At 36.5% G+C, this 26,311-nt stretch carries 29 protein-coding genes and 1 pseudogene; 15 read left to right on the top strand and 15 right to left on the bottom strand.

What is annotated here, in order from left to right; translation table 11 throughout:
- Positions 1–183: pseudogene (locus tag ACODR7_RS13615) on the top strand (hypothetical protein); the annotation flags it as partial.
- Between the two features lie 289 nt (positions 184–472).
- A complete protein-coding gene (locus tag ACODR7_RS13610) occupies positions 473–1,123 on the top strand; it encodes a response regulator transcription factor (RefSeq protein ID WP_228408040.1) in 651 nt (216 codons plus the stop codon).
- Between the two features lie 265 nt (positions 1,124–1,388).
- Here the strand turns inward: ACODR7_RS13610 and ACODR7_RS13605 are convergent, their stop codons facing one another.
- From ACODR7_RS13605 to ACODR7_RS13580, 6 genes are all read right to left on the bottom strand, one after another.
- A complete protein-coding gene (locus tag ACODR7_RS13605) occupies positions 1,389–2,900 on the bottom strand; it encodes a carboxypeptidase-like regulatory domain-containing protein (RefSeq protein ID WP_488839800.1) in 1,512 nt (503 codons plus the stop codon).
- Between the two features lie 11 nt (positions 2,901–2,911).
- Positions 2,912–4,276: a CsgG/HfaB family protein gene (locus ACODR7_RS13600; protein WP_488839798.1), complete on the bottom strand. Its 1,365-nt coding sequence runs from the start codon at positions 4,274–4,276 to the stop codon at positions 2,912–2,914.
- A 24-nt stretch (positions 4,277–4,300) separates the two neighbouring features.
- On the bottom strand, positions 4,301–4,711 hold the full coding sequence (locus ACODR7_RS13595; RefSeq protein WP_488839796.1) for a curli production assembly/transport component CsgF: 411 nt from the start codon (positions 4,709–4,711) through the stop codon (positions 4,301–4,303).
- A gap of 11 nt (positions 4,712–4,722) precedes the next feature.
- Positions 4,723–5,457 carry a CsgE family curli-type amyloid fiber assembly protein gene (locus tag ACODR7_RS13590; protein WP_488839794.1) on the bottom strand — a complete coding sequence of 245 codons (735 nt, stop codon included), beginning with the start codon at positions 5,455–5,457 and terminating at the stop codon, positions 4,723–4,725.
- Positions 5,458–5,464: 7 nt separating this feature from the next.
- The gene (locus tag ACODR7_RS13585) at positions 5,465–5,863 is read right to left on the bottom strand and encodes a hypothetical protein (protein ID WP_488839792.1); all 399 of its coding nucleotides are present in this window, start codon (positions 5,861–5,863) and stop codon (positions 5,465–5,467) included.
- A 117-nt stretch (positions 5,864–5,980) separates the two neighbouring features.
- Complete coding sequence (locus ACODR7_RS13580) at positions 5,981–6,799, bottom strand: hypothetical protein (protein ID WP_488839790.1); 819 nt, start codon at positions 6,797–6,799, stop codon at positions 5,981–5,983.
- Positions 6,800–7,274: 475 nt separating this feature from the next.
- On the opposite strand from ACODR7_RS13580, the gene ACODR7_RS13575 reads away from it, so the two are divergent.
- From ACODR7_RS13575 to ACODR7_RS13560, 4 genes are read left to right on the top strand one after another with little or no spacing between them, the layout of a single operon-like run.
- The gene (locus ACODR7_RS13575) at positions 7,275–7,904 is read left to right on the top strand and encodes an NUDIX hydrolase (protein WP_488839788.1); all 630 of its coding nucleotides are present in this window, start codon (positions 7,275–7,277) and stop codon (positions 7,902–7,904) included.
- Between the two features lie 27 nt (positions 7,905–7,931).
- A complete protein-coding gene (locus ACODR7_RS13570; protein WP_076596254.1) occupies positions 7,932–8,735 on the top strand; it encodes a lysophospholipid acyltransferase family protein in 804 nt (267 codons plus the stop codon).
- Between the two features lie 15 nt (positions 8,736–8,750).
- A complete protein-coding gene (locus ACODR7_RS13565; protein WP_488839785.1) occupies positions 8,751–9,188 on the top strand; it encodes a hypothetical protein in 438 nt (145 codons plus the stop codon).
- A gap of 6 nt (positions 9,189–9,194) precedes the next feature.
- Positions 9,195–10,532, top strand: coding sequence for a UDP-N-acetylmuramate--L-alanine ligase (locus tag ACODR7_RS13560; protein WP_488839783.1), 1,338 nt, complete (start codon positions 9,195–9,197; stop codon positions 10,530–10,532).
- 77 nt (positions 10,533–10,609) lie between these two features.
- On the opposite strand, the gene ACODR7_RS13555 is transcribed toward ACODR7_RS13560, so the two are convergent.
- A complete protein-coding gene (locus ACODR7_RS13555) occupies positions 10,610–11,668 on the bottom strand; it encodes an NAD(P)H-dependent flavin oxidoreductase (RefSeq protein ID WP_488839781.1) in 1,059 nt (352 codons plus the stop codon).
- Positions 11,669–11,840: 172 nt separating this feature from the next.
- Positions 11,841–12,716, bottom strand: a complete 876-nt coding sequence (locus ACODR7_RS13550; RefSeq protein ID WP_488839779.1) for an aldo/keto reductase — start codon at positions 12,714–12,716, stop codon at positions 11,841–11,843.
- Positions 12,717–13,083: 367 nt separating this feature from the next.
- Between ACODR7_RS13550 and ACODR7_RS13545 the strand changes: the two genes are divergently transcribed.
- Both ACODR7_RS13545 and ACODR7_RS13540 read left to right on the top strand, forming a co-directional pair.
- Positions 13,084–13,518 carry a GNAT family N-acetyltransferase gene (locus ACODR7_RS13545; RefSeq protein WP_488839777.1) on the top strand — a complete coding sequence of 145 codons (435 nt, stop codon included), beginning with the start codon at positions 13,084–13,086 and terminating at the stop codon, positions 13,516–13,518.
- Entirely contained in the window at positions 13,518–13,985 is a 468-nt protein-coding gene (locus ACODR7_RS13540; RefSeq protein ID WP_488839775.1) for a GNAT family N-acetyltransferase, read from the top strand. The genes ACODR7_RS13545 and ACODR7_RS13540 overlap by 1 nt, the downstream gene beginning before the upstream one ends.
- Here the strand turns inward: ACODR7_RS13540 and ACODR7_RS13535 are convergent.
- Entirely contained in the window at positions 13,962–14,858 is an 897-nt protein-coding gene (locus ACODR7_RS13535; protein ID WP_488839773.1) for a LysR family transcriptional regulator, read from the bottom strand. The two genes, ACODR7_RS13540 and ACODR7_RS13535, sit on opposite strands and share 24 nt — an antisense overlap.
- 40 nt (positions 14,859–14,898) lie before the next feature.
- Positions 14,899–15,645, bottom strand: coding sequence for a metallophosphoesterase family protein (locus tag ACODR7_RS13530; RefSeq protein WP_488839771.1), 747 nt, complete (start codon positions 15,643–15,645; stop codon positions 14,899–14,901).
- A 396-nt stretch (positions 15,646–16,041) separates the two neighbouring features.
- On the opposite strand from ACODR7_RS13530, the gene ACODR7_RS13525 reads away from it, so the two are divergent.
- The 3 genes from ACODR7_RS13525 to ACODR7_RS13515 are packed head-to-tail and all read left to right on the top strand — an operon-like array spanning position 16,042 to position 17,698.
- Positions 16,042–16,659 carry an NAD(P)H-dependent oxidoreductase gene (locus ACODR7_RS13525; RefSeq protein WP_076596241.1) on the top strand — a complete coding sequence of 206 codons (618 nt, stop codon included), beginning with the start codon at positions 16,042–16,044 and terminating at the stop codon, positions 16,657–16,659.
- Complete coding sequence (locus tag ACODR7_RS13520) at positions 16,656–16,943, top strand: putative quinol monooxygenase (protein ID WP_488839769.1); 288 nt, start codon at positions 16,656–16,658, stop codon at positions 16,941–16,943. The genes ACODR7_RS13525 and ACODR7_RS13520 overlap by 4 nt, the downstream gene beginning before the upstream one ends.
- Positions 16,944–16,945: 2 nt before the next feature.
- Complete coding sequence (locus ACODR7_RS13515) at positions 16,946–17,698, top strand: type 1 glutamine amidotransferase domain-containing protein (RefSeq protein WP_228457901.1); 753 nt, start codon at positions 16,946–16,948, stop codon at positions 17,696–17,698.
- Positions 17,699–18,147: 449 nt separating this feature from the next.
- Here ACODR7_RS13515 and ACODR7_RS13510 read toward each other — a convergent pair whose 3' ends face one another.
- The 3 genes from ACODR7_RS13510 to ACODR7_RS13500 all read right to left on the bottom strand — a co-directional run bounded on the left by ACODR7_RS13510 (position 18,148) and on the right by ACODR7_RS13500 (position 19,666).
- On the bottom strand, positions 18,148–18,591 hold the full coding sequence (locus tag ACODR7_RS13510) for a carboxymuconolactone decarboxylase family protein (RefSeq protein WP_062675364.1): 444 nt from the start codon (positions 18,589–18,591) through the stop codon (positions 18,148–18,150).
- A 4-nt stretch (positions 18,592–18,595) separates the two neighbouring features.
- Entirely contained in the window at positions 18,596–19,030 is a 435-nt protein-coding gene (locus ACODR7_RS13505; RefSeq protein WP_488839767.1) for a DoxX family membrane protein, read from the bottom strand.
- A 63-nt stretch (positions 19,031–19,093) separates the two neighbouring features.
- Positions 19,094–19,666: a Crp/Fnr family transcriptional regulator gene (locus ACODR7_RS13500; protein ID WP_488839765.1), complete on the bottom strand. Its 573-nt coding sequence runs from the start codon at positions 19,664–19,666 to the stop codon at positions 19,094–19,096.
- 65 nt (positions 19,667–19,731) lie between these two features.
- Between ACODR7_RS13500 and ACODR7_RS13495 the strand changes: the two genes are divergently transcribed.
- From ACODR7_RS13495 to ACODR7_RS13480, 4 genes are all read left to right on the top strand, one after another.
- Positions 19,732–20,097: a DUF1304 domain-containing protein gene (locus ACODR7_RS13495; RefSeq protein ID WP_488839763.1), complete on the top strand. Its 366-nt coding sequence runs from the start codon at positions 19,732–19,734 to the stop codon at positions 20,095–20,097.
- 517 nt (positions 20,098–20,614) lie between these two features.
- Complete coding sequence (locus ACODR7_RS13490) at positions 20,615–21,865, top strand: quaternary amine ABC transporter ATP-binding protein (RefSeq protein ID WP_488839761.1); 1,251 nt, start codon at positions 20,615–20,617, stop codon at positions 21,863–21,865.
- Position 21,866: 1 nt separating this feature from the next.
- Positions 21,867–22,694 carry an ABC transporter permease gene (locus tag ACODR7_RS13485; protein WP_110367868.1) on the top strand — a complete coding sequence of 276 codons (828 nt, stop codon included), beginning with the start codon at positions 21,867–21,869 and terminating at the stop codon, positions 22,692–22,694.
- 1 nt (position 22,695) lies between these two features.
- Positions 22,696–23,550 carry a glycine betaine ABC transporter substrate-binding protein gene (locus tag ACODR7_RS13480; protein ID WP_488839759.1) on the top strand — a complete coding sequence of 285 codons (855 nt, stop codon included), beginning with the start codon at positions 22,696–22,698 and terminating at the stop codon, positions 23,548–23,550.
- 162 nt (positions 23,551–23,712) lie between these two features.
- On the opposite strand, the gene ACODR7_RS13475 is transcribed toward ACODR7_RS13480, so the two are convergent.
- Both ACODR7_RS13475 and ACODR7_RS13470 read right to left on the bottom strand, forming a co-directional pair.
- Positions 23,713–24,174 (bottom strand): thioredoxin family protein, encoded by a 462-nt coding sequence (locus ACODR7_RS13475; RefSeq protein ID WP_488839757.1) that lies wholly within the window; start codon positions 24,172–24,174, stop codon positions 23,713–23,715.
- Positions 24,171–26,240 (bottom strand): TonB-dependent receptor plug domain-containing protein, encoded by a 2,070-nt coding sequence (locus ACODR7_RS13470; RefSeq protein ID WP_488839755.1) that lies wholly within the window; start codon positions 26,238–26,240, stop codon positions 24,171–24,173. The genes ACODR7_RS13475 and ACODR7_RS13470 overlap by 4 nt, the downstream gene beginning before the upstream one ends.
- Between the last annotated feature and the right edge of the window lie 71 nt (positions 26,241–26,311).

Raw genomic sequence — 26,311 nt, 5'->3', positions numbered from 1 at the left:
CTTTTATCTTTTATCTTTTATCTTTTATCTTTTATCTTTTATCTTTTATCTTTTAATAATTACACTGATAAAGCACAGGTATTATGGCAAAAAAAAGCCAGCGGAAGCGGTCATTTTACAGAAGTTACACTACATCTTGCGGTAATAATTCATAAAAGAAAAAACAGAACAGCTTCATTATAAAATCAACAATTTTTTTTTCATTGCCAATTCTGTTAATTTTCCGGTAAAACATATCCCCACCACGTTATTTATATAGTACCACGTTTCAAAATAAACTCCCAAAACAATCATTAATATTAGGTTTTAACAATAATAACTCCAAAAAACTCTATAAAAAGAGAATTATTTAATGAAAAATCAATAAAAATAACATTTTACTAATAATAAAAACATAATAATTTTAAAATATTTATCAATTTTATTTAAAATGTAAAGTTTTTTTCCTATTTTTATATAAACAAAACAGACCATGATGAAACCAAGATTGACCATTTTTGATGAACCCATGCTATATACAGAGGGATTATCAAGACTACTTTCACAAAGTAATATTTTTAGCACTATAGACATTTGTAATTCTTTAGAAAACCTCTCCAAAAATTTAAAAGAAACGCCCCCGGAAATGCTTGTTATGAGTTCCAATATGCTTATGCTTTCGGAAATCTGCAAGTTGGTGGAAAGTATTATTTCAGAGCATAAAAATACCAGGATCACTATCATTGGAAGTTCATATGATGTAATTGACATCCGAAAACTCTTCAACAAAGGGATTAAAGCTTATCTCGATAAAAATTGTACCTACGATGAATTTCTTAAATCCATCAATGTTTTGCTTCTTAATGAGATCTACATCTGTGATCATGCAAAGGAAAGAATGATCAATTTTATCAGTAATGAACAGGGCAAACACAACCCACACATCAAAGAACCTCTCACCCGTCGCGAAATGGAAATTCTTAAACTCATCTGTGACGGATGCAGCAGTAAAGATATATCAGAAAAATTATTTATCAGTATCAATACGGTAGAAACACACCGAAAAAGAATTCTTTTGAAACTCAATGCGAAAAACTCAGTCGGAATTGTAAAATATGCAATAGAAAATCATATCATCGACTGAAAGACTTCCATGAATTACTCGAAAAATTCCAGGCTTTACAAAGTCTGGAATTTTTTTTACTCCTGATTTTAATTTCAATAATTCTTCAGGGAAATTTTTATTGTTACATGCAATCAAAGTCTATAAAGTAAAAAGTGAGGCAGAGAAATAAGAGACTTAACAATGAAAAAAGTATTTTATTCATTCTAAATTTATCTCTAATGGGTACAGATCATCTCTCTCACCTCACTTTACAACTAAAACCTTGGACTTTAAACGTTATATATTATTCATAATCCGGCATTTCTCCATTACTGAACAGTGTTGCCCTTGTAAGATCAGTCATCGTACTATTGAGGTCAATTACCATTATATTTCTTTGCGAAATATTATCGTTGGAGGTATTCATAAAGATAATCTGAGCATTGTTCGGGGAGAATCTTGGATCGAGATCATTAGTTCCCATTACTTTTTCGCTTTCTGCAGAAATATCACTCACAACATCTGTAACAAGGTTATAGATAAAGATATGTGAATCCAGCTGACGGTAATTTCCGCTTCCATCCAAATATCCGGAAACATCACGGGTAAAGAGAAGAAGCTGTCCGTCAACCGAGAAGTTCAAACCTCCGCTGGCCCCTGCTGTACCAGACAATACGGTTTTAAGAACGGCACCATTGACATCGATCACATAAATTGTAGTGTTATACCCGTTATAATCATTGGTTTTCAATGCTATTTTACTACCGTCGTAGCTCCAGTCGCATTCCGAGATCATACTTCCATCCGGAGTTGTATACACTAAGCTCAGACCGCTTCCATCTTTATTAATCCTGTAAAGCTTATTAAAGTTGGAATAAATAAGTTCCTTACCATTTGTACTCCACGCAAAGTCCATTTCATAATTATTGAAACCTGCAACAGCAACAGTTGTTACTTTAAAAGGATTGGAACCATCCGGATTGGCAGTATAAAGATGGGTACTTCCCCCTTCTGTACGAAGGAATGCAATGAGGCCGGCATTATTATTTTTGCGTGGCCGCCAGCTGTTGTAGGAAGAATTGGTAAACTGGAACTTATTTCCCTGGTCATCACTGGAAATGATCACAAAGTTTCCATTTTGTTTCTGAACATAATGATACCGGTTGGCAGGAACCGTATTGGTGGTGAATTTACTGATAGAGCTTAAAACTGGCTGGTGAATGCCGTCCGAAACAGACACCTGCCAGAAGTAACTTACACCAAACTTCAGATTTGATAGCGTATAATGGTTTGCTGTCAAATCATTAACCTGAATCACATTAGTGTCAAGATTATTTTTAATTGTCAAACTGTATTTTAAGACATCCGCTGTATCGGGATCTGTTGCGCTCCAGGTTAATTCGACACTCAAGGGTTGATTTACTGCGTTATCTATCGGACTTAGCATTTGTGGTGTAGCGGGAGGAGAATTCAATGATGTATCATCATCCATCTCAAAAACTACCGTTACTACCTGATTTTGAGTTTGTATATTGACTGACTGAAAGCTTGTAATATATCCTGAAAGTTCTGCTTTTACAGAATAATTCCCCACTGGCATGGCAGGGATTTCAAATGAACCGTCTGTACCACTGAAAACAGTTTGTGTCGTAGGATTGGTGAAAATTTTCACGTTAGGAATCGGCACATTACTGCCTCTTTTCACGACTTTTCCTTTTAACATTCCTGTTTGAGCCTGTTCCACAAGGTCTTCATTGCATGAAAACAGACAAAAAGCAAAGATGAATATGCTGAATATTTTAATTATAGTTTTCATAGTTCGTGTTTTTATTTGTTTCCGAAGTAAAAGTTGATTCCTATTCCAAAGCGCAAAGCCTGATCTTTTCTTTTCCCATTAACAAGGCCTTCCCAGTCGTCTTTGAAGCCAAGATCATATTGGGCAGAGGCTCTCAGCGAAAAATTCTTACTGATCATATATTCCAGCCCGCCACCGAACTGTGCTTTATATTGAGATTTATATTTTGAATACATCGCTCCTGCTCCACCGTATACAAATGGGCTGAATCTGTATTTCGGAAAAAGGATATATTCCAGATTCACTTCAGGACCAAAGTAGTTTCTTTTTACAATATTTGAATTTTCAAGCGTAAAATAGCTTGCATTCAATTCCATATTCAGATAAGGAGTCAGGAAATATTTAAATCCTATTTTTCCACCAACATTCATCTTAGGACCTACATAGTCATCTTTAACTTTCTGTCCTTCCACATTCGCAAATACAGATACTTTCTGTCTGTAATCCTGTGGAAATCTGCCTCCAACAACTCTGTCATTATTTTGCTCCTGCTCTCTGTTATATTCGTTGATTAAACTTTGATATCCTCCATTGTCATCTATTGCTTTCCCCCATATTTTATCTCTGATCCCTTCAACAATCAGAGCTTTTACAGCCTTTTCTATGGCTTCTGTCACGGCGAGCTGAACAGGTTCATTTTGAGTAAGACCCACCTCAGCTTCCAATAGTCTTTCCGTATCAATATATCTGAAAAAGCTTCCGTTAACACTGGTTGAAAGGATGGTTTTAGAAGTATAAACCGTTTTAAGAATTTCTCCGTTAAGGGTAGAGACAGCGCGGAGATAGATAGTAATTCTGTCCTGGCGGTACTGTGTGGAAGCTCCGATTCCGAAATACCTTGCTCCAAGTCCTCCGGTCAGAATATTGCTGTCGTATGAGATAACACCACCTTCTAGAAGAATCCCGGCGTATAAAAGAGGAGGAAGTGATTGATTGTTTTTGTCTGCATCCTTAATATATTCCTGTCTTGTGGAACGGATGATCTGTCTTTCATTGAGAAGATTAGCGATGTTTTCTCTTTCAATAGGAATAAACCAGCGGCTGTCTTCTAATGCTTTGATGAGAATGGTAGTCGTTCCCTGAGGGACTGCCGTACTCCAGTTGTTTCCATTTTCGGAAGGTTTATACTGGCCGGTCTGGTCTCTGAATTTGTAGACTCCTATTACAATCTTCTCTTTGGGAAGTGGAAGATTTTTTAATTCTGCGGTGGAAGATGTAACTTCTCCCATCGTTGGCTTTTCGGGATCCGAAGGTAAACCAAATATTGAACTACAGGCCTGCAAAATGCATAGCAGGAAGGTGCAGAAAAAGATTCTGGTATAAGTGTAGGTTGTCATGGTAAGTTTATTTTTAGTGATTTCCTATTTCGGAATTACGATCTCGGACTGATCGCCATTGCTGGTATCCAAAATATTGATTAAAAGTCCCTGATTAGTATTGGTAATTTGCAGATAGAGAGATCCGAAAAGGTAATTTCCGGGTTGTATGTTTCCATCACCAAACTGTTCATCAAACAGTTTTCTTGAAAGCTCACTGAGGATTTGTCTGTTAAGACTCTGGGTAAAACCATCAAGGGAATTCACACGATCCAGCAAATTGCTGTAATCATTTTTTTCATCAAACGGGTTCTGTGCATTAGCAGAGCTTAAAAGCCACTGGTAATTAAATGTATCTCCTCCGAAAGCAGGATTTACCGGCTTATAGACGAGCTGCTGAGCTTTTCCGTAGAAAACACCCGCAATACATGTCAAAATAATGATAAAGGTTTTCATGGCGGACATTTTTAATAGATAAATTCATTTTTTATAAGATTTTTTTTGGCATTAAATTCTTTGATATATTTTAAGCTATAACCTAGCTGTTCTTTTAAATAATCCTCTGCCGGATTGGTCATAAAACTGTAAATAATTTTATCTTCCATCTGAATCGTAATCTGACCGCTTGTTCCACGGAGAGGAAGTTCTGAAATAGTAATTACGCTACTGCTTTTATCGGGAAGCTGACTGTACTGCATGTAAAACATATCATAAAAGTCTTTTCCTACTTTGGTTTTCGTCTCATCAATAGTAAGTCCTCTGAGTTCATAAGCAGCGTCTTCTTCTATCTTAGCTGTTTTTTTCTTAAAAAGATCACTGTTCAGTTCCAGACTGTCTTTGGCAATCAGCTTTTGCGTTTCTTCATCCCTGATGTAAAGGAAAGCTTTGAGAGCATCTTTTGATTCGAGATTCACATTGATTTCCGATAATACCTTTACTTCATTGGGGTTGACAGAAAATTTACCATTCTGCTGATTATTGGAGAGATTTCCGCCATTCCCTTTTTTAATAGAAACCAAAAGGTAATTCAGTTCTTTGTACACCGCGGTGTTATTGATTACTACAGCTTTCAACCTGACCTGGTTTTCAAGGAGACTACTCTCTATCCTGGCGTTTACTTTCTTATCTTCCTGCCCATAAACCCATACAGACAGGAAGGTAAAAAATGTACCCAGGCTGAGGGAATATAAAGTTTTCATCATTTGTGTTTTAATAATTTCTCATGAAAACTGTTTTATTATCTCCTTTTACATTAATCTGAATTCCATCCGAAATACTGTTGCTTCCTGTAACATCAATAATATTATTATTTCCTTGTGCAGTAATGGCAGCTTTTGCTTCTTTATCTGTGAATGAATTGATAAAATATAAGGTATTAAAATCTCCAAGCTGTTTTACTACAATATTTGTTCGGGCGTTAAGGGAAAGTTCAGCATTGTTATAGTCTCCTATCTGAATAATATCGGATCCATACGAACTCTGATCTGTCTGCTGTCTGGCTATAAGATTAAAGATTGTATTACTGTTTACCTTATCCCAGTCTATTTCCTGTGCATGTAGTGGCAACAATGTAAAAAGAGCCAAAACACTCCATCTCAAGTTAAACATAGCCTGTTTATTAAAGTTTCATGAATAACAAATCTGTAAAAACTGAAGGTAAAAAAGGAGAAACACTGTAGTTTCTCCTTTACAATTTCTAAGATTTACAGTATTTTGTTATAGGACTTAATTCGACTGATTCACAATCATTGAGTTTCCATTACCCATCTGAGTTCCTATATGAACCTGGCCAACACCACTCTGAGCTACCCAGGTAAAGTTACCATTACCCATCTGAAGATCAATAGCTGTGTTGGAATCTCCTATCTGGAACTGATAAAGCTGGTTGGCATTACCTACCTGAAATCCTGAAGAACTGTTATCATCTCCTACCTGAACTGAGGCTGCAATATTACCTGTACCAACTTGTACATGAGTAGCACTGTTATCATTACCATCCTGATACTGAACAAGAACGTTATTAGCACCTAGCTGAAGAGCGCCAGCATCATTTCTTCTTCCCAACTGAATTTGATAGGCATCATTACCAACACCTACCTGAATAGCAGAAGCATCATTTCTTCTTCCATCCTGATATTGAAAAACAGAGTTACCTAATCCAATCTGTACTGAAGAAGCATCATTTCTTCTTCCGGTCTGAGTTTGTTCTGTAGAGTTAAGTACTCCTAACTGCCATGTTGAAGCAGAGTTTCTGTTTCCCGTCTGCATCACTTCATTTGAGTTCCCAATACCCACTTGATCCACATCTATAGAGTTTCTGTTTCCGATACTTTGTGCATTATTGACATTTAAAATTCCTATCTGGTCGATATCTGCAGTATTACGATTCCCTGTTTGTGTTAGAGAATTCATGTTCAAAAGACCAGTTTGGTCTACTGTAGCAACATTTAAGTTTCCTGTCTGAGTAGTCACATCAATATTGAATTGTGCGAATCCGAAACTCATTGCGAATAGTGTAAGTACACCTGTAAGTAAATTTTTCATCTTAGTAAAAATTAATTGGTTAATAGTAAGGCAAAGGTAGCTTCCCCATCAAAATGAAAAACCACCATCAAGGTGTAAATTTTGAAAATCACGGTTTCCAGTTGGACATGTCATTATTTACCGTTACAGAAAAACAACATCACAAAACGTTGATTTACAGCAAAATCCATTAATAGTGAATATTAAATTTTCGTTCATTATGATCTTTTCTAAGTAAACCGAATCTTTTTATCTATTCAAAACATCACAAATCAGGGTTTTAAGCTTTTTCTTATAAACTTCAGTCAAATTTATTTTATTAACCTAAAATCAATTTTGAATTAAAAATTAAAAGTTACAATTCTTTGTATTTCATCATCAATGATATCGCATTGGGATTAAGAGGCAAAAATTTTCGGTTACAGTACAGTGTTTCTCATAGGTTAATTAATGTTAAGGCATTTAATTCTTCAAGATATATTGCTAAATTTGAGCTATGGAAAATTTTGGAAAAGATTTATTGAGACAAATAAAAAGCGTGGAACTTCCCGGTGAACACGCCCATGGAGTATTCTCACCTCCCTACCGTCCCGTTTTTACTTATGATGAAGTATTGTCAAAGAATCCCAAATTTGCAGCTGTTAATATTGTTTTATATCTGAAGGATAACGAATGGTATTTTCCATTGATTCAAAGAACGATTAATGAACACGACAGACACAGCGGGCAGATATCCCTGCCTGGAGGAAAGCGTGAGGAATTGGACAGAGATTTTGCTGAAACAGCCGTTCGGGAAACCTCTGAAGAAATCGGAATAGATAAACATTATGTAAGGATCATCAGAGAAATGTCTCCTATCTATATTCCGCCGAGCAATTTTTATGTATATCCCTATATCTCTTATACTAAAAAAAATCCGGCCTTTGTTCTTCAGCAGACGGAAGCTGTGGAAACCATTGAATTTCCTATCACTTCCTTTTTAAACCTGTCAGACACCCCGGAAATTATGGCTCTGCCAAGTGCTGGCGGACATGAAGTTCCGGTTATTAATTTCAACGGATACATCATCTGGGGTGCTACAGCGATGATATTAAGTGAATTCAGTCAGTTGCTGAAAAAAATGTAACTTTGCACTACCGTGTTTAATTGAGAGATGGCGAAGAAAAATATTTTCACCGATGCATTCGGAACACCTTATTTTTTGAAAAGGTTTATTATTTTTATTTTAGGAGTTGTATCATACAGAAGATTCAACGGCTTTAATAAGTTAAAAATAACCGGTACAGAACACCTTGTGGATCTTCCGGACTCTAACGTACTTTTTGTATCCAACCATCAGACCTATTTTGCAGATGTAGCGGCCATGTATCATGCCTTCTGTGCTGTAAATAACGGATATTTAAATACGATAAAAAACCCGATCTATCTACTGAATCCAAAGATTGATTTTTACTATGTAGCAGCTGAGGAAACCATGAACAAAGGTATTCTTCCTAAAATTTTCAAAATTGCAGGTGCTGTAACGGTAAAAAGAACCTGGAGAGCTGAAGGGAAAAATGTCAACAGAATGGTTGACATGAGTGAGGTAGATAATATTATGAAAGCATTGGACAATGGCTGGGTAGCTACTTTCCCTCAAGGAACTACATCAGCTTTTGCACAGGGACGAAGAGGAACTGCCAAATTGGTGAAAAACCAGCGTCCTATTGTAATTCCAATCAAAATAAACGGATTCAGAAGAGCTTTTGATAAAAAAGGACTCCGCGTAAAGGTAACCGGTGTAAAACCTACGATGGAATTCAAAGCTCCTTTGGATATTGATTATGATAATGAAAAAGCACCGGAAATTTTATTGAAAATTATGACAGCCATTGAGCAGACAGAAGATTTCAATCTATTACACAGTTATGATGAAGAACTTAAAGCTAAAAAATTAGAAAAGGACTCAAATAATTAAAGTAAATTGAAAATTATGAACAGAATACTTGGAATTTTATTTGCAATCATAGTATTAGTTTCATGCAACAGCCAAAAAGTATATTCGGATTTCGATATCAGCTATTCGAAAAGTGGAGGCTTTGCTCCGGTATATGAAAATCTGCTTATAAAAGGGAATAATGTACACTATTCTTTTGAAGGACAGGGAAAGAAATATAAGCAGGATTTTAAAATTTCCGATGAAGATTTAAAGAAAATCGATCAGGTTCTTTCTCAGAATAATTTCAGAAAAATACAGGAAGACCGTAAAAAATTGTACGACAATATTTCAACGTCCATCAATGTAAAGAAAGGTCCTAATGAAGGCAGTAAATCGGATGCGAGTATGATTATTCCGAATTACCAGACCAACTGGAACAATATTGTTGAAGCTTTCCAGCAAATCATTAATACTAATGTTAAAAAACAGTAAATACAATTGAAAACCCACTTCATTGCCATTGGCGGAAGCGCCATGCATAATCTTGCAATCGCATTAAAAGACAAAGGATATCAGGTGACAGGTTCTGATGACGCTATTTTTGAGCCTTCAAAGTCCCGATTGGAAAAGAAAGGAATTCTGCCAAAGGAAATGGGCTGGTTCCCGGAAAAGATTACTCCGGATATTGATGCTGTCATCCTTGGGATGCATGCACATCAGGATAATCCTGAGCTGGCAAGAGCTAAAGAACTGGGTCTGAAAATATATTCTTATCCTGAATTCCTGTACGAACAGTCTAAAAACAAGACAAGAGTTGTTATTGCAGGATCACATGGTAAAACAACCATTACTTCAATGATTCTTCACGTACTGAATTTCCATCAGAAAGAGGTGGACTTCATGGTAGGCGCACAGCTTGAAGGTTTCGACTGTATGGTAAAACTGACTCAGGATAATGATTTTATGGTATTGGAAGGTGATGAATACCTTTCTTCTCCTATTGATCTTCGTTCGAAATTCTTACTGTATCAGCCTAATATCGCTTTAATGAGCGGTATTGCATGGGATCATATCAATGTATTCAAAACATTTGATGATTATATTGATCAGTTCAGGAAGTTTGTGGCAAGCATTACACCTGGCGGAGTTCTCGTATACAACGAGGAGGATGCTGAAGTAGTGAAAGTAGTGGAAAATGCAGAGAACTATTTCAGAAAGATTCCTTATAAAACTCCTGAGTACGAAATTAATAATGGTAAGGTTTATTTAAAAACAGAAATGGGTGATGTTCCTCTTTCTGTTTTTGGAGCACACAACCTGCTGAACCTTGAAGGTGCAAGACATATCTGCCAGCAGCTTGGTATTATGGATGAAGATTTCTATGAGGCGATCATGAGCTTCAAAGGAGCATCCAAGCGTCTTGAAAAAGTAGAAAGAGAAGATAAAGGAACGCTTTACAAAGATTTTGCCCACGCACCAAGTAAGGTAAAGGCAGCTGTAAAAGCCTTTGCAGAACAGTTTAAAAATGATAAAAAATACGGATTCCTGGAACTTCACACCTATTCCAGCTTAAATCCTGCTTTCCTTGAACAATATGATCACGCCATGGATGGTTTGGAAGAAGCCATTGTTTTCTACTCTGAAGATGCGTTGAAGATCAAGAGAATGGAACCTATATCTCCTGAGTTTATCAAAGAAAAATTCAGAAATGAAAATCTAAGGGTTTTCACGAATGCTGAAGATCTTCATGCCTACTGGAATACATTAGATAAAACGGATGGTGTTTATTTAATGATGAGTTCCGGGAATTTCGGCGGCCTTGATTTAACAAAATAAATAAAAAGCTTCAGATTGTATTTCTGAAGCTTTTTTACTAAGTTTTGTAATTTCCGCCCCATTAAAAACATCAGAATTTATCTTTCAGATTCTTTGATCAGGTTTTTCAGAATTTCTTCTGTGGAAAGTTCACTGTATTGATGGATAGACTGTCCTATCCAGATTCCTACGAATTCCGGATTTTGCAAAGATTTTGCTACTTTACGCAAGGCATTGGTCAGTTTATTCTGATAAGGATAGGGTAAAATATATTCTGAATTTTCAACCGTTTCTATAAACTGATTTTTCACTCCTCTGGCATACCTTCCTGAGAAACTCTTCGTTAAAACAATTTCATCTTCTCTTACCTTTTTTAATCTTTCTTTTTCAAAAGGCAAAAGAGCACTTTCCTGAGAAGTTAATAGAAGATTTCCAACCTGAAAACCTTGCGCACCTAAATCTTTCACAGCCTTTAATGTTCTTGCTCCGTAAATTCCTCCTGCATAGATCAAAGGAACATTTACCTGATCATAAATCTGTGACAGTAAAGATAAACCTCCGATCTGCGGAATAGGGTCTGCTTCAAAACTTCCTCTGTGTCCGCCAGCCTCTATTCCCTGAACACAGATCATATCAATACCGGATTTTTCAAGCAGTAAAGCCTCCTTCACAGAAGTACAGGTACCAATAAGAGTAACTCCGCTTTCTTTTAACTTCCGGATACTCTTATCATCCAGATTTCCGAATGTAAAGCTTAGAATTTTACAATGTTCTTCAATGACAGCATCTACCTGTTCATGGTAGCCGTTGAAACTGAGTGTTTCAAGATCCGGAAGATCCACTTCTATAGCATTTTCTCTTGCCAGTTTTTCTATAAACTGCTTGGTTTTACTATATTTTTCTTTTAAATCATCTGTGACTTCAGGGATGTGATGAACAAATATATTGGCAGCAAAAGGTTTATCCGTAAGCTTTTTCATTTCCCTGATCAATTCAACTGACTGATCTGCAGAAAGGTCAGCCAGTGCCAGTGATCCGAGACAGCCTGCTTTTGCAGCTGCAACAGCCATCCGGGCAGTACTCACTCCAAACATCGGAGCCTGAATGACAGGATATTCTATACCTAGTTTTCTACTGATTGTATCTGGCCAGAACATAAAAAATCATTTTAATTAAAAAGGTACAAAAAATAGGAATACTTCATTTTCAACAGGATATGATATTCCTCATCTGAATGAAAATACAATTCCCACAGTTCTCACCGAAAGCACAGATTTTATTCCATGAAATTGTGAGAGCTGCGGGAATATGCTTATCTTATATTCTTTATTAAATATCCGCTACTGAATTTAACATTTTTTGCTCCCATTCCGGATCTTTAGGATCAAAGAACAGTCTTTTTCCTGTATCTAAAGAACGGACAGTATTCATTTCATCTTCTGTCAGTTCAAAATCAAATACATTAAAATTTTCTTCAATTCTTGAAGGTGTTACAGATTTTGGAATTACAACAAATCCTTCCTGCAAATGCCATCTCAGAATAACCTGTGCTACTGTTTTTTCATATTTTTCTGCAATAGCTTTCAGATCAGGATTGCTTAAAAGATTCGCGTTCCCTTTCCCTAGCGGACTCCAGGGTTGTGTCACAATATTATTTTCTCTGTCATATACCTGCAGTTTTTTCTGCTGGAATACAGGATGCAGTTCAATCTGATTAATCACCGGTAAAACAGCTGAATTGGCTTTTAGTTCTTCCAGTTTCTCAACAGTAAAATTACATACCCCAATAGCTTTGATCTTTCCTTCATGATATAGCTCTTCCAAAGCTTTCCATGTTCCCAGAAAATCGCCATAGGGCCAGTGGATAAGATATAGATCAAGATAATCCATCTGCAATCTTTCCAATGTTCTCTGAAAAGCACTTTTCGCCTTTTCGTATCCATGATCCTGAACCCATACTTTGGATGTAATGAACAGTTCATCTCTGTTAATGCCACTATTTCTCACAGCTGTACCTACTGCAGTTTCATTTTGATAAATAGCAGCAGTATCAATCATTCTATATCCTGTCTGAATAGCTTTGATGACTGCATTTTCACATTCCTTCAGATCTTCCATCTGCCATACTCCAAATCCTAAAGCCGGAATATCCACTCCGTTATTTAATGTTACCACAGGCTGTCCTGTATAGGTTTTCTTTTGCATAAATCTTTATTTTAATTATTAATATAAAGTGATAAACAAATTTGCGATAAAAAATTGAAAATTTTGCTTACCAATTTTACTGTTCCTGTTAAAAAATTGTTGTTCATAAGGTTTTTAAGATGATGTTTAAACTACCCCATCTTTTTGCTTCACAAAAATCCACCCCTTTAGAGAAGAAATGAGTGGTCAATAAAACCTACCATTCACAGTTCCAACTTCTAACTTCTAACTTCTAACTTCTAACTTCCAGCACCCATCTTCCATCTTCCATCTTCCATCTTCCATCTTCCATCTTCCATCCTCAAATCTTCACTCCTGCTAGCATCCCATCGCTATTTTCTCTATTTTTGCTCAAAATTAAAAAATCATGTCACAACATATCAGATTGGCTGCAGCAGAGGATTATCCAAGAATTATGGAAATATGGGAGTCAGCAGTAAAGGCAACACACGATTTCCTTGCTGAAGAAGATTTCAATTATTTTAAAGAAGTTATCCCGAGAGACTATCTTCCTCATCTGGAAGTGTATGTAATTACTGAAAACAGTGAATCGAAAGGTTTTGCATCGGTATCGGAAGGCAACCTGGAAATGCTTTTTATTCATAATGACATGCGTGGAAAAGGTTATGGAAAAACGCTTTATCAGTTTATGAAAGAGAAAACCGGCCTGACCAAAGTAGACGTGAACGAACAAAATCCACAGGCCATCGGGTTTTATGAAAAAATGGGTTTCAAAAAAATCGGAAGATCAGAGAAAGATGGTTCAGGAAAGGATTATCCACTTATTCATATGAGTCTGTAATGGAAGATTTTACTTTCAATCTATTCAATTCCGATTCGGAAATTCCTTATCATCTCTTGCTGCTGGCGGATGAAACCAAAGAGGCTATTGATCGGTATATTTTCAATTCTGATATCTATCTTTTGCATGACGGCACTGAAGACATTGCGGTAATGGCATTGTACAAGAACAATGATACAGAGCTTGAAATTAAAAATATCGCAGTCATTGAAAGCTATAGAAGCAAAGGGATAGGAAGCATCCTGATGGATAAGGCAAAAGAAATTGCCAAAGAAAATCATTATAAAACCCTGACTGTCGGAACATCGGATACCGGATTCCAACAGATCAGATTTTATGAGAAAAACGGATTCATCCAACGTGGAATCCTTAAAGATTTTTTTATTGAAAATTATCCGGATCCAATCTATGAAAACGGTTTACAGATGAAAGACATGGTGATACTAACCCATCACCTTACGGAATAAGCCTTTAATATGTTCTATTTCCGTTTGGTAATTGGTTTTCTTACGGCATCCGAAATACAGGGTGTTTTCCAGCTTCTTTTTCCCTTCCCAGATCAGTTGAACTTCACCGCTTTCGATATCTTTCCTGCACAGAAAATCAGGAACAACGGCTAATCCTGTTCCCCCTTTCAGACAACGGATGATTGAGTTCATGTTGGGAACAATATAATTAGGACGGAAATTAGGCTTATGACCAAAATTCAATATCCAGAACTGGAAAAGATGTTCCATATCTCCGGTAGTTCCATACCATTTTTCGTTTTTCAGCCATTCTTCAATCTGCTCAGCATCTTTTATTTTTAAAACTTTACTGAAAGCCGCTTTATCCACTTCTTTTCCTCCTACCAGAATGATCTGCTCTGAAGAGAATGCTTCATGTTCAATATTGGGCGAAGACCCTTTTTTCGGTGTAATGATAAGATCCAGAATTCCTTTATCCAGCTGATCCAGCATTTCAGGATATTCTCCAAAACTGATAATGAGATTAAAAGGCAGGGAAGAAACGTATTGCTCCAAAGTAGTCTGAAAAGTTTCAAAACACATCCCCACACTGATGGTTGGAGTGTGTTTCTCTGTAGATTTCTGGAAATTCTTCTCTACATCTTCCAGTTTGTTAATAGGCTCTGCAACAGCGTTAAACAAAACTTTTCCGCGCTCTGTAGGAATCATTTTTCTACCGGTTCTGTCGAAAAGTTTGTAACCTACATAAGCTTCCAGTGAGCTTAAATGCAGGCTTACTCCCGGCTGTGATATGAATAAAGCATCCGCAGCACCTGTCAATGTCCCGGTTTTATAGATCGCTTTAAAAGTACGATACCATTCTAAATTAACCATGACTTCATTATTAATATTATAATACAAAATTATAAAATAATTATAATATTAATACATTTTCATTCTTCAGAAATAATGCATAATAATCCGGAATACCGCTTTCCCTTATCTGGAGGGCTGTTTCATCAATCGGATAAGGTAACTGTACAATTTCCGGGGTTATTTTTTTTTCATCCAACGTCAGTATTAAATAGGAAGCCAGTCTGTTTTCTTCTTTAGAACGTCCTACAGAGCCACAATTGACAGCCCAGGTATTGTTTTCAAACTGTTTTTTAAATGATAAATGAGTGTGTCCCATCACCATAAGATCAGCATCTGCCCTTTCCAGCATAGAGGTAAAAACCTCATCATTCTCAGATTCGTACAAATAGGTATCATTACTTTCAAGACTGGAATGGACCAATTGAATATTCCAATGTTTTTTACCTGTTTTGTAATTTAATTTTAAATGAAAAGGAAGTTCGGAAAGAAACTTTTTATTCTCTTCTGTAATATATTGTTTAGAATGCTCTATCGCAATGAATCTGGCATTGGTTTCTTCTTCTGAATGCTTGTTCAAAGGGACAACAGGGATGTCAAAGGCAATTCTTTCATCATGGTTTCCCATCAGACAGGGAATATTCATACCTCTGATTTTTTCTATCACTTCATTTCCCCAGGGTGCAAAATCTACCAGATCCCCCAGGCAGAATTTCTGATTGATTCCCCTCTGTTCAATATCCTTTAACACAACCTCCAAAGCAGGAAGATTTCCATGCACATCACTAAAAACGGCTATCTGCATCATTGTCCTTCAATTTGTCAGACAAATTTACCTGTCAGAAAATAGTTCCGGTTCAGGGATGATATGATTTTTTACCATGAAAAGGGAAAAAGTTAAAAGCCAATCGTCAATTTTTGCTTCGCAAAGTCAATTCTCAATGATTACCCCACAGATTACGAAACTTTCTATAAATGGATTGTTCGAAACATCAAATCGTACCCTAAACCCGCAACAAATTCACAAGCAAGGCGCATTAAACATTGACCATCCATTACCATCTTTCAACTTTAACCTTCAAATCCAAAACATTTAATTTCATAAACTATAATTTAAATAATACTTTACTATAATTTATATTATTTTTATTATACCCATATCCATTATAACTTTGCAGAGTAAAATTTAAACAATCATAAAAAAATGAAAAAAGTACTAATCATCAACGGAGGACAGAATTTCGGACATTCCGGAGGAAAATATAATCAAACTATTACAGACAATACATTAGCCGTTCTTAAAGAATTTGATAACGTAGAAGTAAAGATAACCAATGTAAGTGAAAACTACGACAAAAATGAAGAAGTGGAAAAATTTGTATGGGCAGATTACATTATTTACCACACTCCTATCTGGTGGTTTCAGCTTCCTAACGGATTGAAAAAATATATAGACGAAGTTTTCACAGCAGGCCATGCGAAAGGAATTTATATGAGCGACGGAAGAAATGCTGAGAATCCTGAAATCAACTACGGGACAGGAGGAATGCTTGGCGGAAGAAAATATATGCTGACTACCAGCTGGAACGCTCCTGCAACAGCCTTTACTCTTCCCGGAGAATTTTTCAATGAAAAAAGTGTGGACGAAGGCCCGTTATTTGGTTTTCACAGAATGAATGCCTTTGTATCATTAGAAAAAATGGAAAGCTTTCACTTTCATGATGTAGAGAAAAACGCTAATATAGAGCGTGATATGAAATTATACAGAGACCATGTAAGAAATGTATTTGAAAAAGAATTAAAAACCGAGTTAGTATCATGAAAATTCACCTTACCGCAATAGTTAAATCCAAAGAAGAGCATCAGGCTGAAGTATTGGAAGTTCTTCAGAATATGGTAAAAGAGACAAGAAAAGAAGAAGCATGTGAACTTTACAGCCTGCATCAGGGAATTGAAGACAAAAACCAGTTTGTTTTCTACGAAATCTGGAAAAGCGAAGAAGGATTGGCTCAGCATAATCAGCAGCACTACATCCAGGTTTTCGGAGCTTTGGTGGATGAAAAGCTTCAGGAAAAACCACAGATTTATATCACCAATCTTATTTAATAATGAAAAAGTTAGCATTTTTAATGCTTGCGGTCTTTACACTAGGATTCGCTCAGGCACAAACCAAAAAATCAAAGAATATGAAAAAGAAAATATTATTCGTTGTTACCAGCCATGATAAAAAAGGCAGTACCGGTGAAGACACAGGATATTATCTGGGGGAAGTTTCTCATCCCTGGGAAGTTCTTCACAAAGCAGGATACGAAATTGATTTTGTAAGCCCGAAAGGCGGAACTCCTCCGGTAGACGGCTTTGATCTGAAAGATCCCGTAAATAAGGAATTCTGGGAAAATAAAGAATACAAAAACAAGATTGATCATTCTATGAACCCATCTCAGATTAATCCAAAAGAATATTCAACGATATTTTATGCAGGAGGACACGGTGCGATGTGGGATTTTGCAGACAATAAGGAACTGGCAGATATAGCTTCCAGGATTTATGAAAACGGAGGAATTGTAGCCGGTGTATGCCATGGCCCTGCAGGTTTGGTGAATATCAAACTGAATAACGGGAAATATCTTGTAGATGGAAAGAAAATCAATGCTTTTACCAATGAAGAGGAATCTGAAGTAAAACTAACCAATGTTGTTCCTTTCTTACTGGAAGATAAGCTGAAAGAAAGAGGAGCAAAGTTTGAAAAATCAGGACTTTGGCAGAATCATGTGGTAACAGATCAAAGAGTGATTACAGGACAGAATCCACAGTCTGCAAAAAGCGTTGGAGAAGCTATTCTGAAAGAATTAAAGAAATAACAGATACTTTTTAACCACAAAAAGCACAAAAGTTTTAAATACTTAAGTTTTTTCAGAACCAGGCCTTATGCGTAATAAGTACACCTAAGTTTTGTGAAAATCTTTGATTTTCATCTTGTGAACTTTTCTGCGGTATCATTTTAAACTTACTTAAGTGAACTCAAGTGTTTTAAAATGAAACCTTTTGTAACTTTTGTGGTTTGGTAAAGTTTAAACAACTTTTATATCTGAGAAACGAAGAGACAATGTAATTCCGGTTTAAAAAATAAAAATCAACCTTAGAATTTATTTTAGAATTAATACCCGAATTGTGTTACACTGTCACTTTGCATTTTGCATCAAAAACGGCCTTTCAAAAAATTTGAAAGGCCGTTTTTGAAAATAAAGTAAACATCCGTAGATGATGCAGTCTTCATCAACTTCCATCACCCATCTTCACTGCTTTCCAATTACTTTGCAATCGGAAGATGTGTACTTACTGCAATTCTGTTCCAGGCATTGATGGTAATGATCGCCATGATGATCTGAGCAATTTGGTTATCATCAAAGAATGACTTTGCTTTCTGATACGTTTCTTCAGTTAATCCTTTATCACTGATCAGCGTAATTTCTTCTGTCATCGCTAATAGTACCTGCTCTTCTTCAGTGAAAAATTCTTTAGCTTCTGTCCATCCGTTCAGAATAAAGATTCTTTGAGGATTTTCTCCGTATTTGATGGCATCTTTAGTGTGCATATCAAGGCAGAACGCACATTTATTGATCTGTGAAGCTCTGATTTTAATCAGCTCCTTCTGAATGTGTGTTAAAGAAATCGTTTGTAAATACCCTTCCAATCCCAGCATGGCTTTATAGGCTGCTGAATCTACTGTTGCAATATTTAATCTTGCGCTCATAATATTATATTTTTTTGGTTAATTGATCTATACTTAAAGAATAATGTTGCTGTACCGCCAGTAAAAGTGCGGCAGCACTTCCTACCCATACGGAATAGTTCAGTGGGGCTTTGGGTCCTGATGCAATGGTCATAGATATGGCAAAAATCAACAGCAGGATACTGCTTCCATAGGCCGCAATTTTTGTTTTAAATCCAAAAATCAGCATCAAAGGAAAAAGGATTTCTAAGAAAGTAGCTGCATACGCTGAAACCGTACTTAAGGCTTCTGGAAGGAAAAAAGTAAGCTGTCTTGTATATTCTTTAAAACGCTCCATGTTTCCCCATGATGAATTTTCTTTGCTCCACCAGCCGAATCGGTCTGCCACTGCAGAAAGCATGGTAACGGCAAGAGCCAGTCTTAAAAAAAGTTGTGGAAATTTATTTTTTTGATCTGTCATTGCATTAGCTTTTAATCACATGACAAATTTCCGGCTTCTGATCCGTAAAAAACTTAAACTGGTTTAAGATCGTAGCTTCGCTTTAATTTCACTTAAATATTCCGGTGTAAATCCAAGAAAAGAAGCAACCAGATACTGAGGAATTCTTTGAATAAACCAGGGATACAACGTACTGAAATGTATGTAAAGCTCTTCTCTTGAAAATTCCGAAAGATAGCGGAGTTTTCTTTCGGAAGCAGCATAAGCTCTCTGATAAATAATTCTGAAATAACGTTCCATCACAGGATGCTTTTCAAACAATAAATCCTGATTCTTAAAGTCAATCACCAAAATAGTAGAATGCTCCACCGACTGAATATTAAAATCCGTCTTGAGCTGTCTTTCATAAGCAAATGTATCTGTGATCCACCAGTTTTCGATAGCAAACTGGGTAGTATTTTCTACTCCTTTTTCATTGATAAAAAACTTTCTCAGGCATCCTTTCAATACAAAATACATTGTCCGGCAGATCTCTCCTTCCAGCACCAGATTTTGTTTCTTTTTCACATCCATTACCTCAAAAAATGATACAATAGAAGTATATTCCTCGTCCGTTACCGTAATAAATTTGTTTAAATGTGCCTTGAAATTTTCCATTGTAATATTTAGTAATCAAACTTAACTTTATTTTTTTAGTTTTACAATGAGAAAAATATTGAATCATGGAAATCGTTGCTAAAATTCTGATCGCTATTGTTGCACTGGAACATCTTTATATTCTTTGGATGGAAATGTTTGCATGGGAAACTAAAGGAAAGGAAGTTTTTAAAGCAGCCCTGCCTGCAGAAATGTTTAAACCTACCAAAGGACTTGCTGCCAATCAGGGACTTTACAATGGCTTTTTGGCAGCCGGATTAATCTGGTCATTTTTGATTAAAGATCCGCAATGGCAGACCAATGTGGCTTTATTCTTTTTAGGATGTGTTACGGTTGCAGGAATTTACGGTGCTCTATCAGCTACTAAAAAAATATTTTTCGTTCAGGCTTTACCTGCTATCCTTGCAATTATTGCTGTTTTACTGAAATAAATTACCGGATCATTCCGGCAATATCAATCTTCTCTTACCTTTAATGATAAGAGAAAAATTGCCGTGAATTCCAATCTGAAAATACCATTGAAAATCAATATGTTACATCAGCGAAAATCCATTTAATATAAAATTCGTAAATTTGCATCGCCATAAAAAATTGATATACAGTTTTTTGATGCTGGCCTGCATTTTGATGAAATGTAGAAATTCAAGTTGTTCAGTACACATATCTGTAATTACCTCATCTGTAATTTAATTGTAGAATCTATGTAAAAGATAAGCTTCTTTTTACATAATGCACTCTTTTTCTAGAGTATAATCTATTGACATATTTAAAATAAACATAAGTCCATCAGGTCTTTATGGTATTATTTTTTTGTTAAAGCTTTTTATCACTAAAAGCTCAGCAAATTATTTTATCCTATTGTCATCAACAGAACAACGAAAGCTAAAAGTATATAATGAATTGATGTACAATTTTTTATATCAAATTATTAATTGAAAAATTCTGAATATGGAAAAAAATGAAAACACTAGAAAAGTAAAACTTAAAGTGGAAGACCTGACTATTATTTTTGGTAAAAACAAAGAAAAAGCACAGGAACTTCTGGATAAAGGTTTTTCCAAAAAGGAAATTCTTGAAAAAACGGGCTGCACCATAGGAATCAACAAAGCCAGCTTTGAAATTTATGAAGGAGAATTCTTTGTCATTATGGGGTTGTCAGGAAGTGGGAAATCTACTTTATTACGATGTCTTAACAGGCTGAATGAACCCACTTCAGGAAAGGTATTCATCAATGACGATGACATTACCAGTAAAAACAACAAGGAACTGCTGGAAGTAAGAAGAACGGAAATGAGTATGGTATTTCAGAAATTTGGATTACTTCCTCATCATACTATTTTAGATAATGCGGGCTTCGGGCTGGAAATAAGAGGGGAAGACAAAGCTTCCCGTGATCAAAAAGCTCAGAAAGCGCTGGACATTGTAGGATTAAGTGGTTTTGAAAATCAGTATCCTTCCCAGCTTTCCGGAGGAATGCAGCAAAGAGTAGGATTGGCAAGAGCGTTGGCTAACGATCCTGAAGTCTTGCTGATGGACGAAGCTTTCTCCGCGCTGGATCCCTTGATAAAATCTGAAATGCAGGATCAAATGCTTGAACTGCAGAATACATTACAAAAAACCATTGTTTTTATTACCCACGATTTGGACGAAGCCATTAAAATCGGAGACCGTATCGTCATCATGAAAGATGGAGTCATAGAGCAAATAGGAACGGCCGAAGATATTTTAACCAATCCTGCCAGCGACTATGTAAAAGCATTCGTGGAGAAAGTAGACCGTAAAACGATTATCACCGCAAGATCTTTAATGTTCGACAAAGCTACGGTAGTTCGTTTCAGAAAAGATGGTCCTGAAGGTGCTTTAAGAAAGATGAGAGCTACAGGCCTGGAAAATTTGCCTGTCGTAGATTTTCAGAATAAATTTCTCGGTTTTGTAACCCTTAATGATGTGGTCCGCATTGCCAAAAAGAAAGAACCTACGGTAGAATCAATTATCAACAGTAATGTTCCTTCAGTGTATCCCGAAGTGACGGTAGAAGAAATGTTACCACTGATCTCTGAAAACAAATCTTCCATAGCCGTGGTAGATGAAAACAACAAATTCTTAGGCCTTATCACCCAATTATCGCTCATCATAGAAGCCACCAAGTTTAACGAAGAAGAGATCATAGAATTAAAAGAAATCGCAAACAATCAATAAGATGAATAAAACTATAGATATAGGCCAATATGTAGAAACTGCAATCAATTGGCTCACAGAAAACGGAAAGCCTGTATTTGATGTCATAAAACATCTGGGAAATTCCTCCATTATGGGGATTGAATGGGTTTTAACAAACACACCTTTTTATGTAATCATTCTCTTTTTTACCCTTTTGGCATTATGGAAAGCCGGAAAAGGCATCGCTGTGGTAACGGCTGCCGGACTGAGTTTAATATTTCTCATGGGACTATGGAAAGAAACTATGGAAACGCTGGCACTTATTTTTGTTTCCACCATTACTGCTCTTATTCTTTCTATCCCTTTGGGAATTTTAGCTGCGAAAAGCAAAATAGCCGACAAAATCATTCGCCCTTTATTGGACCTGATGCAGACCATGCCCGCATTTGTCTACCTGATTCCGGCTGTACTGTTTTTCAGTATCGGTAAAGTACCGGGAGCTTTTGCAACGATTATTTTCGCCATGCCGCCCGCGGTTCGGTTAACGACTTTGGGAATTGAAGCCGTTCCGAAAGATATTGTAGAAGCGGCCAGAGCTTTTGGAGCAACCAACCGTCAGATTCTGTTTAAAGTTGAACTTCCTTTAGCGATGAAAACGATTTTAACGGGAATCAATCAAACCATATTGTTATCCTTATCCATGGTGGTTATTGCAGGAATGATTGCTGCAGGCGGTTTGGGAGAGAAAGTACTGGAAGGAATTAATAATCTGGATATCGGATTAGGATTTGAAAGTGGTTTATCCGTAGTGATTTTAGCCATTATCCTGGACCGTATTACCCAGGGATTTGTAAAGAAAAAACAATAAGATGAAACAATTAAAATATCTGCTTTTACCCGTTTTAATGTTATTTTTTACAGCATTAAATTCGTGTGAAAACATAAAAAACTCTAAATATATCACCATCGGAATGGTAGATGGCTGGGCAGAAGATGTTGCCATGACGCATGTTGCTAAAGCCATTCTTGACAAACAAGGTTATCATGTTATTATTCAAAAAGCTTCTACGGATATGATCCTGGCTTCGATGAATAATGAAGATACAGACCTTTTCATGGGAGTCTGGCTTCCTTACACCCACGCTAAAAAACTGGCTAAATTTCCGGGATTGACTCACCTTGGAACCAATTATGACAACGGCCGCATAGGATTGGTTGTGCCGGAATATGTTACTATTAAATCCATTGAAGAACTCAATCAGCATAAGGATCAGTTCAGTCACAGAATTATTGGAATTGAAAAAGGAGCCGGATTAACCACCGGAACGGATAAAGCCATTATTGATTATAAACTGGATTATCAACAGATCAACTCCTCTACCATTGCCATGATCACTGAATTACAGAATGCCATACAGCGCAAACAATGGATTGTGGTAACAGGATGGCAGCCCCACTGGATGTTTGGCAAAATGAAGCTTAAGTTTCTTGACGATCCCAAAAAGATATTTGGTGAAGCAGAGCAGATTAAAACCTATTCCAGAAAAAGCTTTGCTAAAGATCATCCGGAGCTGGCAAAATTCTTTTCCAAAGTTCATTTTGATGATGAAAACATGTCTGATCTTTTAATGAAAATGGAACAGAGTAAAAATAAAGAAACCACTGCCAAAGAATGGGTAGAAGATCACTCTGAATTGATACAGTCATGGTTAGATAAAAATTAATAAACAATTTGGTAGTATTTAAAATCCTCAACTCTAAACGGGTCTGAGGATTTTTTATCCAAAATTTCCGTTACAGGTAATATAGATCTTTCATATTCTGTGAGAAGATATGTTATATTGACAAGTTGGTACCTTCGTACTTTCCAACAAAAATCTCTCACCTCACAAAGCCGAAATTTCCAACAGCTTCTGCTTCATTTTCTCAGGCGTCATCTGCCCTTCCTGATAATACACCAGATTCTGATGCTTATCCAGAAATACCCATAAAGGATAAACAGGCTGATTTTTATTCTTAGACAAAGCCAGCGCCAACTCATGAATTCCGGAATTTCCGTTCTGCAGATATTCAAACTCCTGATTCTGAAAATGAATTTTCTCCTTCGTCTTTTCTGCCTCGAAATTGACAAAATAAAAACGATCATTGATCATATCAACCACCTCTTTATCTTTACTCAAACGATAGGACTCAATCTTGCAGACCGCACACCAATCGGTATACAGATGGATCACAACCGGCTTCGGATTTTCTTTCTGCTGAATCTCAAGATCAGAAAAAGTGCCTGTCTTCATCTGAGACAGATAAAAACAGGGCACTAACATTAAAAATAAAGCTATTTTTTTCATTTCAAAGTATATTTTACACCCAGAAAGCCTCTGATCCCCTGCATTGGTGCATAGCCGTATGCTGTATCAAAAGTATAATGATTAGGATTGTTGACAGGATCATCAACATGTTTATCAAATGGGTCAAACGGTCTCATCAAAGGATCTTCAGGTCTGAAATTGAATAGGTTTTTTATTCCGCAATACACTTCAAATCCGGATTTGAAACTCTTGGATACCTGAATATTAGCCAGAGAATAAAAGGGTGAATATTCAGGGCGATAGTCATTCACAAGAACAGGAAGTCGCATTGGTCCGTAAAACTGTCCTGTAAAGTCGATGGTCAGGTTATTCGCAAACTTATACGTCAGGTTGTACGTACCGCTCCATTTTGGGGCATGCAGCTGCTGTGTTTTTTGATTTTCGTTATCAAATTTCTGATAAACATCAAGATATGTTACTCCCAGATTAACACTCAAAGGAAACTGAAAACTAAAATCCACATTCAATGAAGCTCCTCTTGAAATTCCATATCCGTGGAGATTATCATAAATAATTTTATTAGGATCAGAATCAAAATCCCCTACAATTTTATTACTGAAATAAGTATAAAATGCGGAAGCATCAAGATTTACCATTCGGCTGCCTACAGGAATTTTCCAGATATAATTCAGGTTTCCATTGACAGATCTTTCCGGTTTCAAATCTGATTTTACCACAACTTCCCTTGACCCCGTCAAAGCTGCATGATCTTCCGTAAATAAATTAACTACTCTAAAACCTGTTCCAAAGTTGAAACGTAAAGTGTGATACGGATTGGGATTAAATTTCCATGCAAACCTAGGTGAATGTACAGAATGATGTACTTTATCATAATCATATCTGTACCCAAGTAACAACGTATTTTTATCATTGATTTCCCACTGATCCTGGATAAAAGCTCCCCAAATTGGAGATTTCATCGGTGCATTCGTGATACCGTCTGCTGCTAAAGTTCCTGGTGTATTGTCATCGTAAAAAGTTCTTTTAAAAGTAAGTCCGGCAGTGATATCATGTTTCCCGAAACTTCTGTCCCAATACGTCTGTACAAAAGCTACCTTTTGTGTAGCATTGAATGGGTTTGATCCATAAAATGAATTCTGATCGTGATAGTTGTAAGAAAACTGAGTCACAATATGCTCCTTCATAGGCCATTCATACAAACCGAAAACCTCTGCCCTGTTGGTATAAATACTTTCTCCATATACTTCATCGCTTCCACGGAAAGATTTATTCCATTGCATTTCTCCCCCAAAACGGTCTTCATACAGATACCTCATCGCAAAACTTGCCTGTCTGTTTTCCTTTCTTTTAAAATTCCATTTGTTGAAAACCGAAATTCTGCTTTGTAAAGTAGCATCGGTGAAATTATCTTTATTCTGATCTATTCTTTCCTGAAAACTGAAATAATTCAAACTTAATAATGAAGCCGCTTTTTTTCCAACATTGAATTTAGTGGAAAGATCCAGATTATTTTCACTCCACGTACTCGTCATCATATCAACACTCAATTGAGGAGCGGTTAATGCATTTTTAGTGATAATATTAATCACTCCTCCCATTGCTTCAGAACCATAGATAGAAGATGCAGGACCTTTTACCACCTCTATTCTATCCACCAGGCTATTGGGGATTCCGCTCAAACCATATACAGTGGAAAGTGAGCTTACAATCGGCATTCCGTCAATCAAAATCATCGTGTAAGGCCCTTCCAGTCCATTGATATGGATATCTCCCGTATTACAAACAGAACAGTTCAGCTGAGGCTTTACCCCATTCACCATCGCGATGGCTTCAAAAATACTGGGAGTAGGGTTTTTCTGGAAAAACTTCTGACTGTAAATCTCAACTGCCACAGGACTTTTCGATCTGCTCATAGGTTTGATGGTACCGGTAACCACCACATCTTCGATGGTACTGGTCTTAAATTCCCTCTTCATAACTTTTGCAGAATCCACACTTTTAGTCTGCTGTACACTCAAACTGTCAGTCTCCTGCGCAAAACAGTAGGTTGATAAAAAAGTCACAGAAAATAATATTCGCTTCATGAAATTAAAATTGTTAGGCAAATCTAACAATTATTTTTCAAATACAAAACTTCATTTAAAAATATAGATGG

Source organism: Chryseobacterium sp. FG46 (assembly GCF_057809135.1).
The sequence above is the reverse complement of the archived record's forward strand: the minus strand, read 5'-3'. Positions and strand labels throughout refer to the sequence as shown.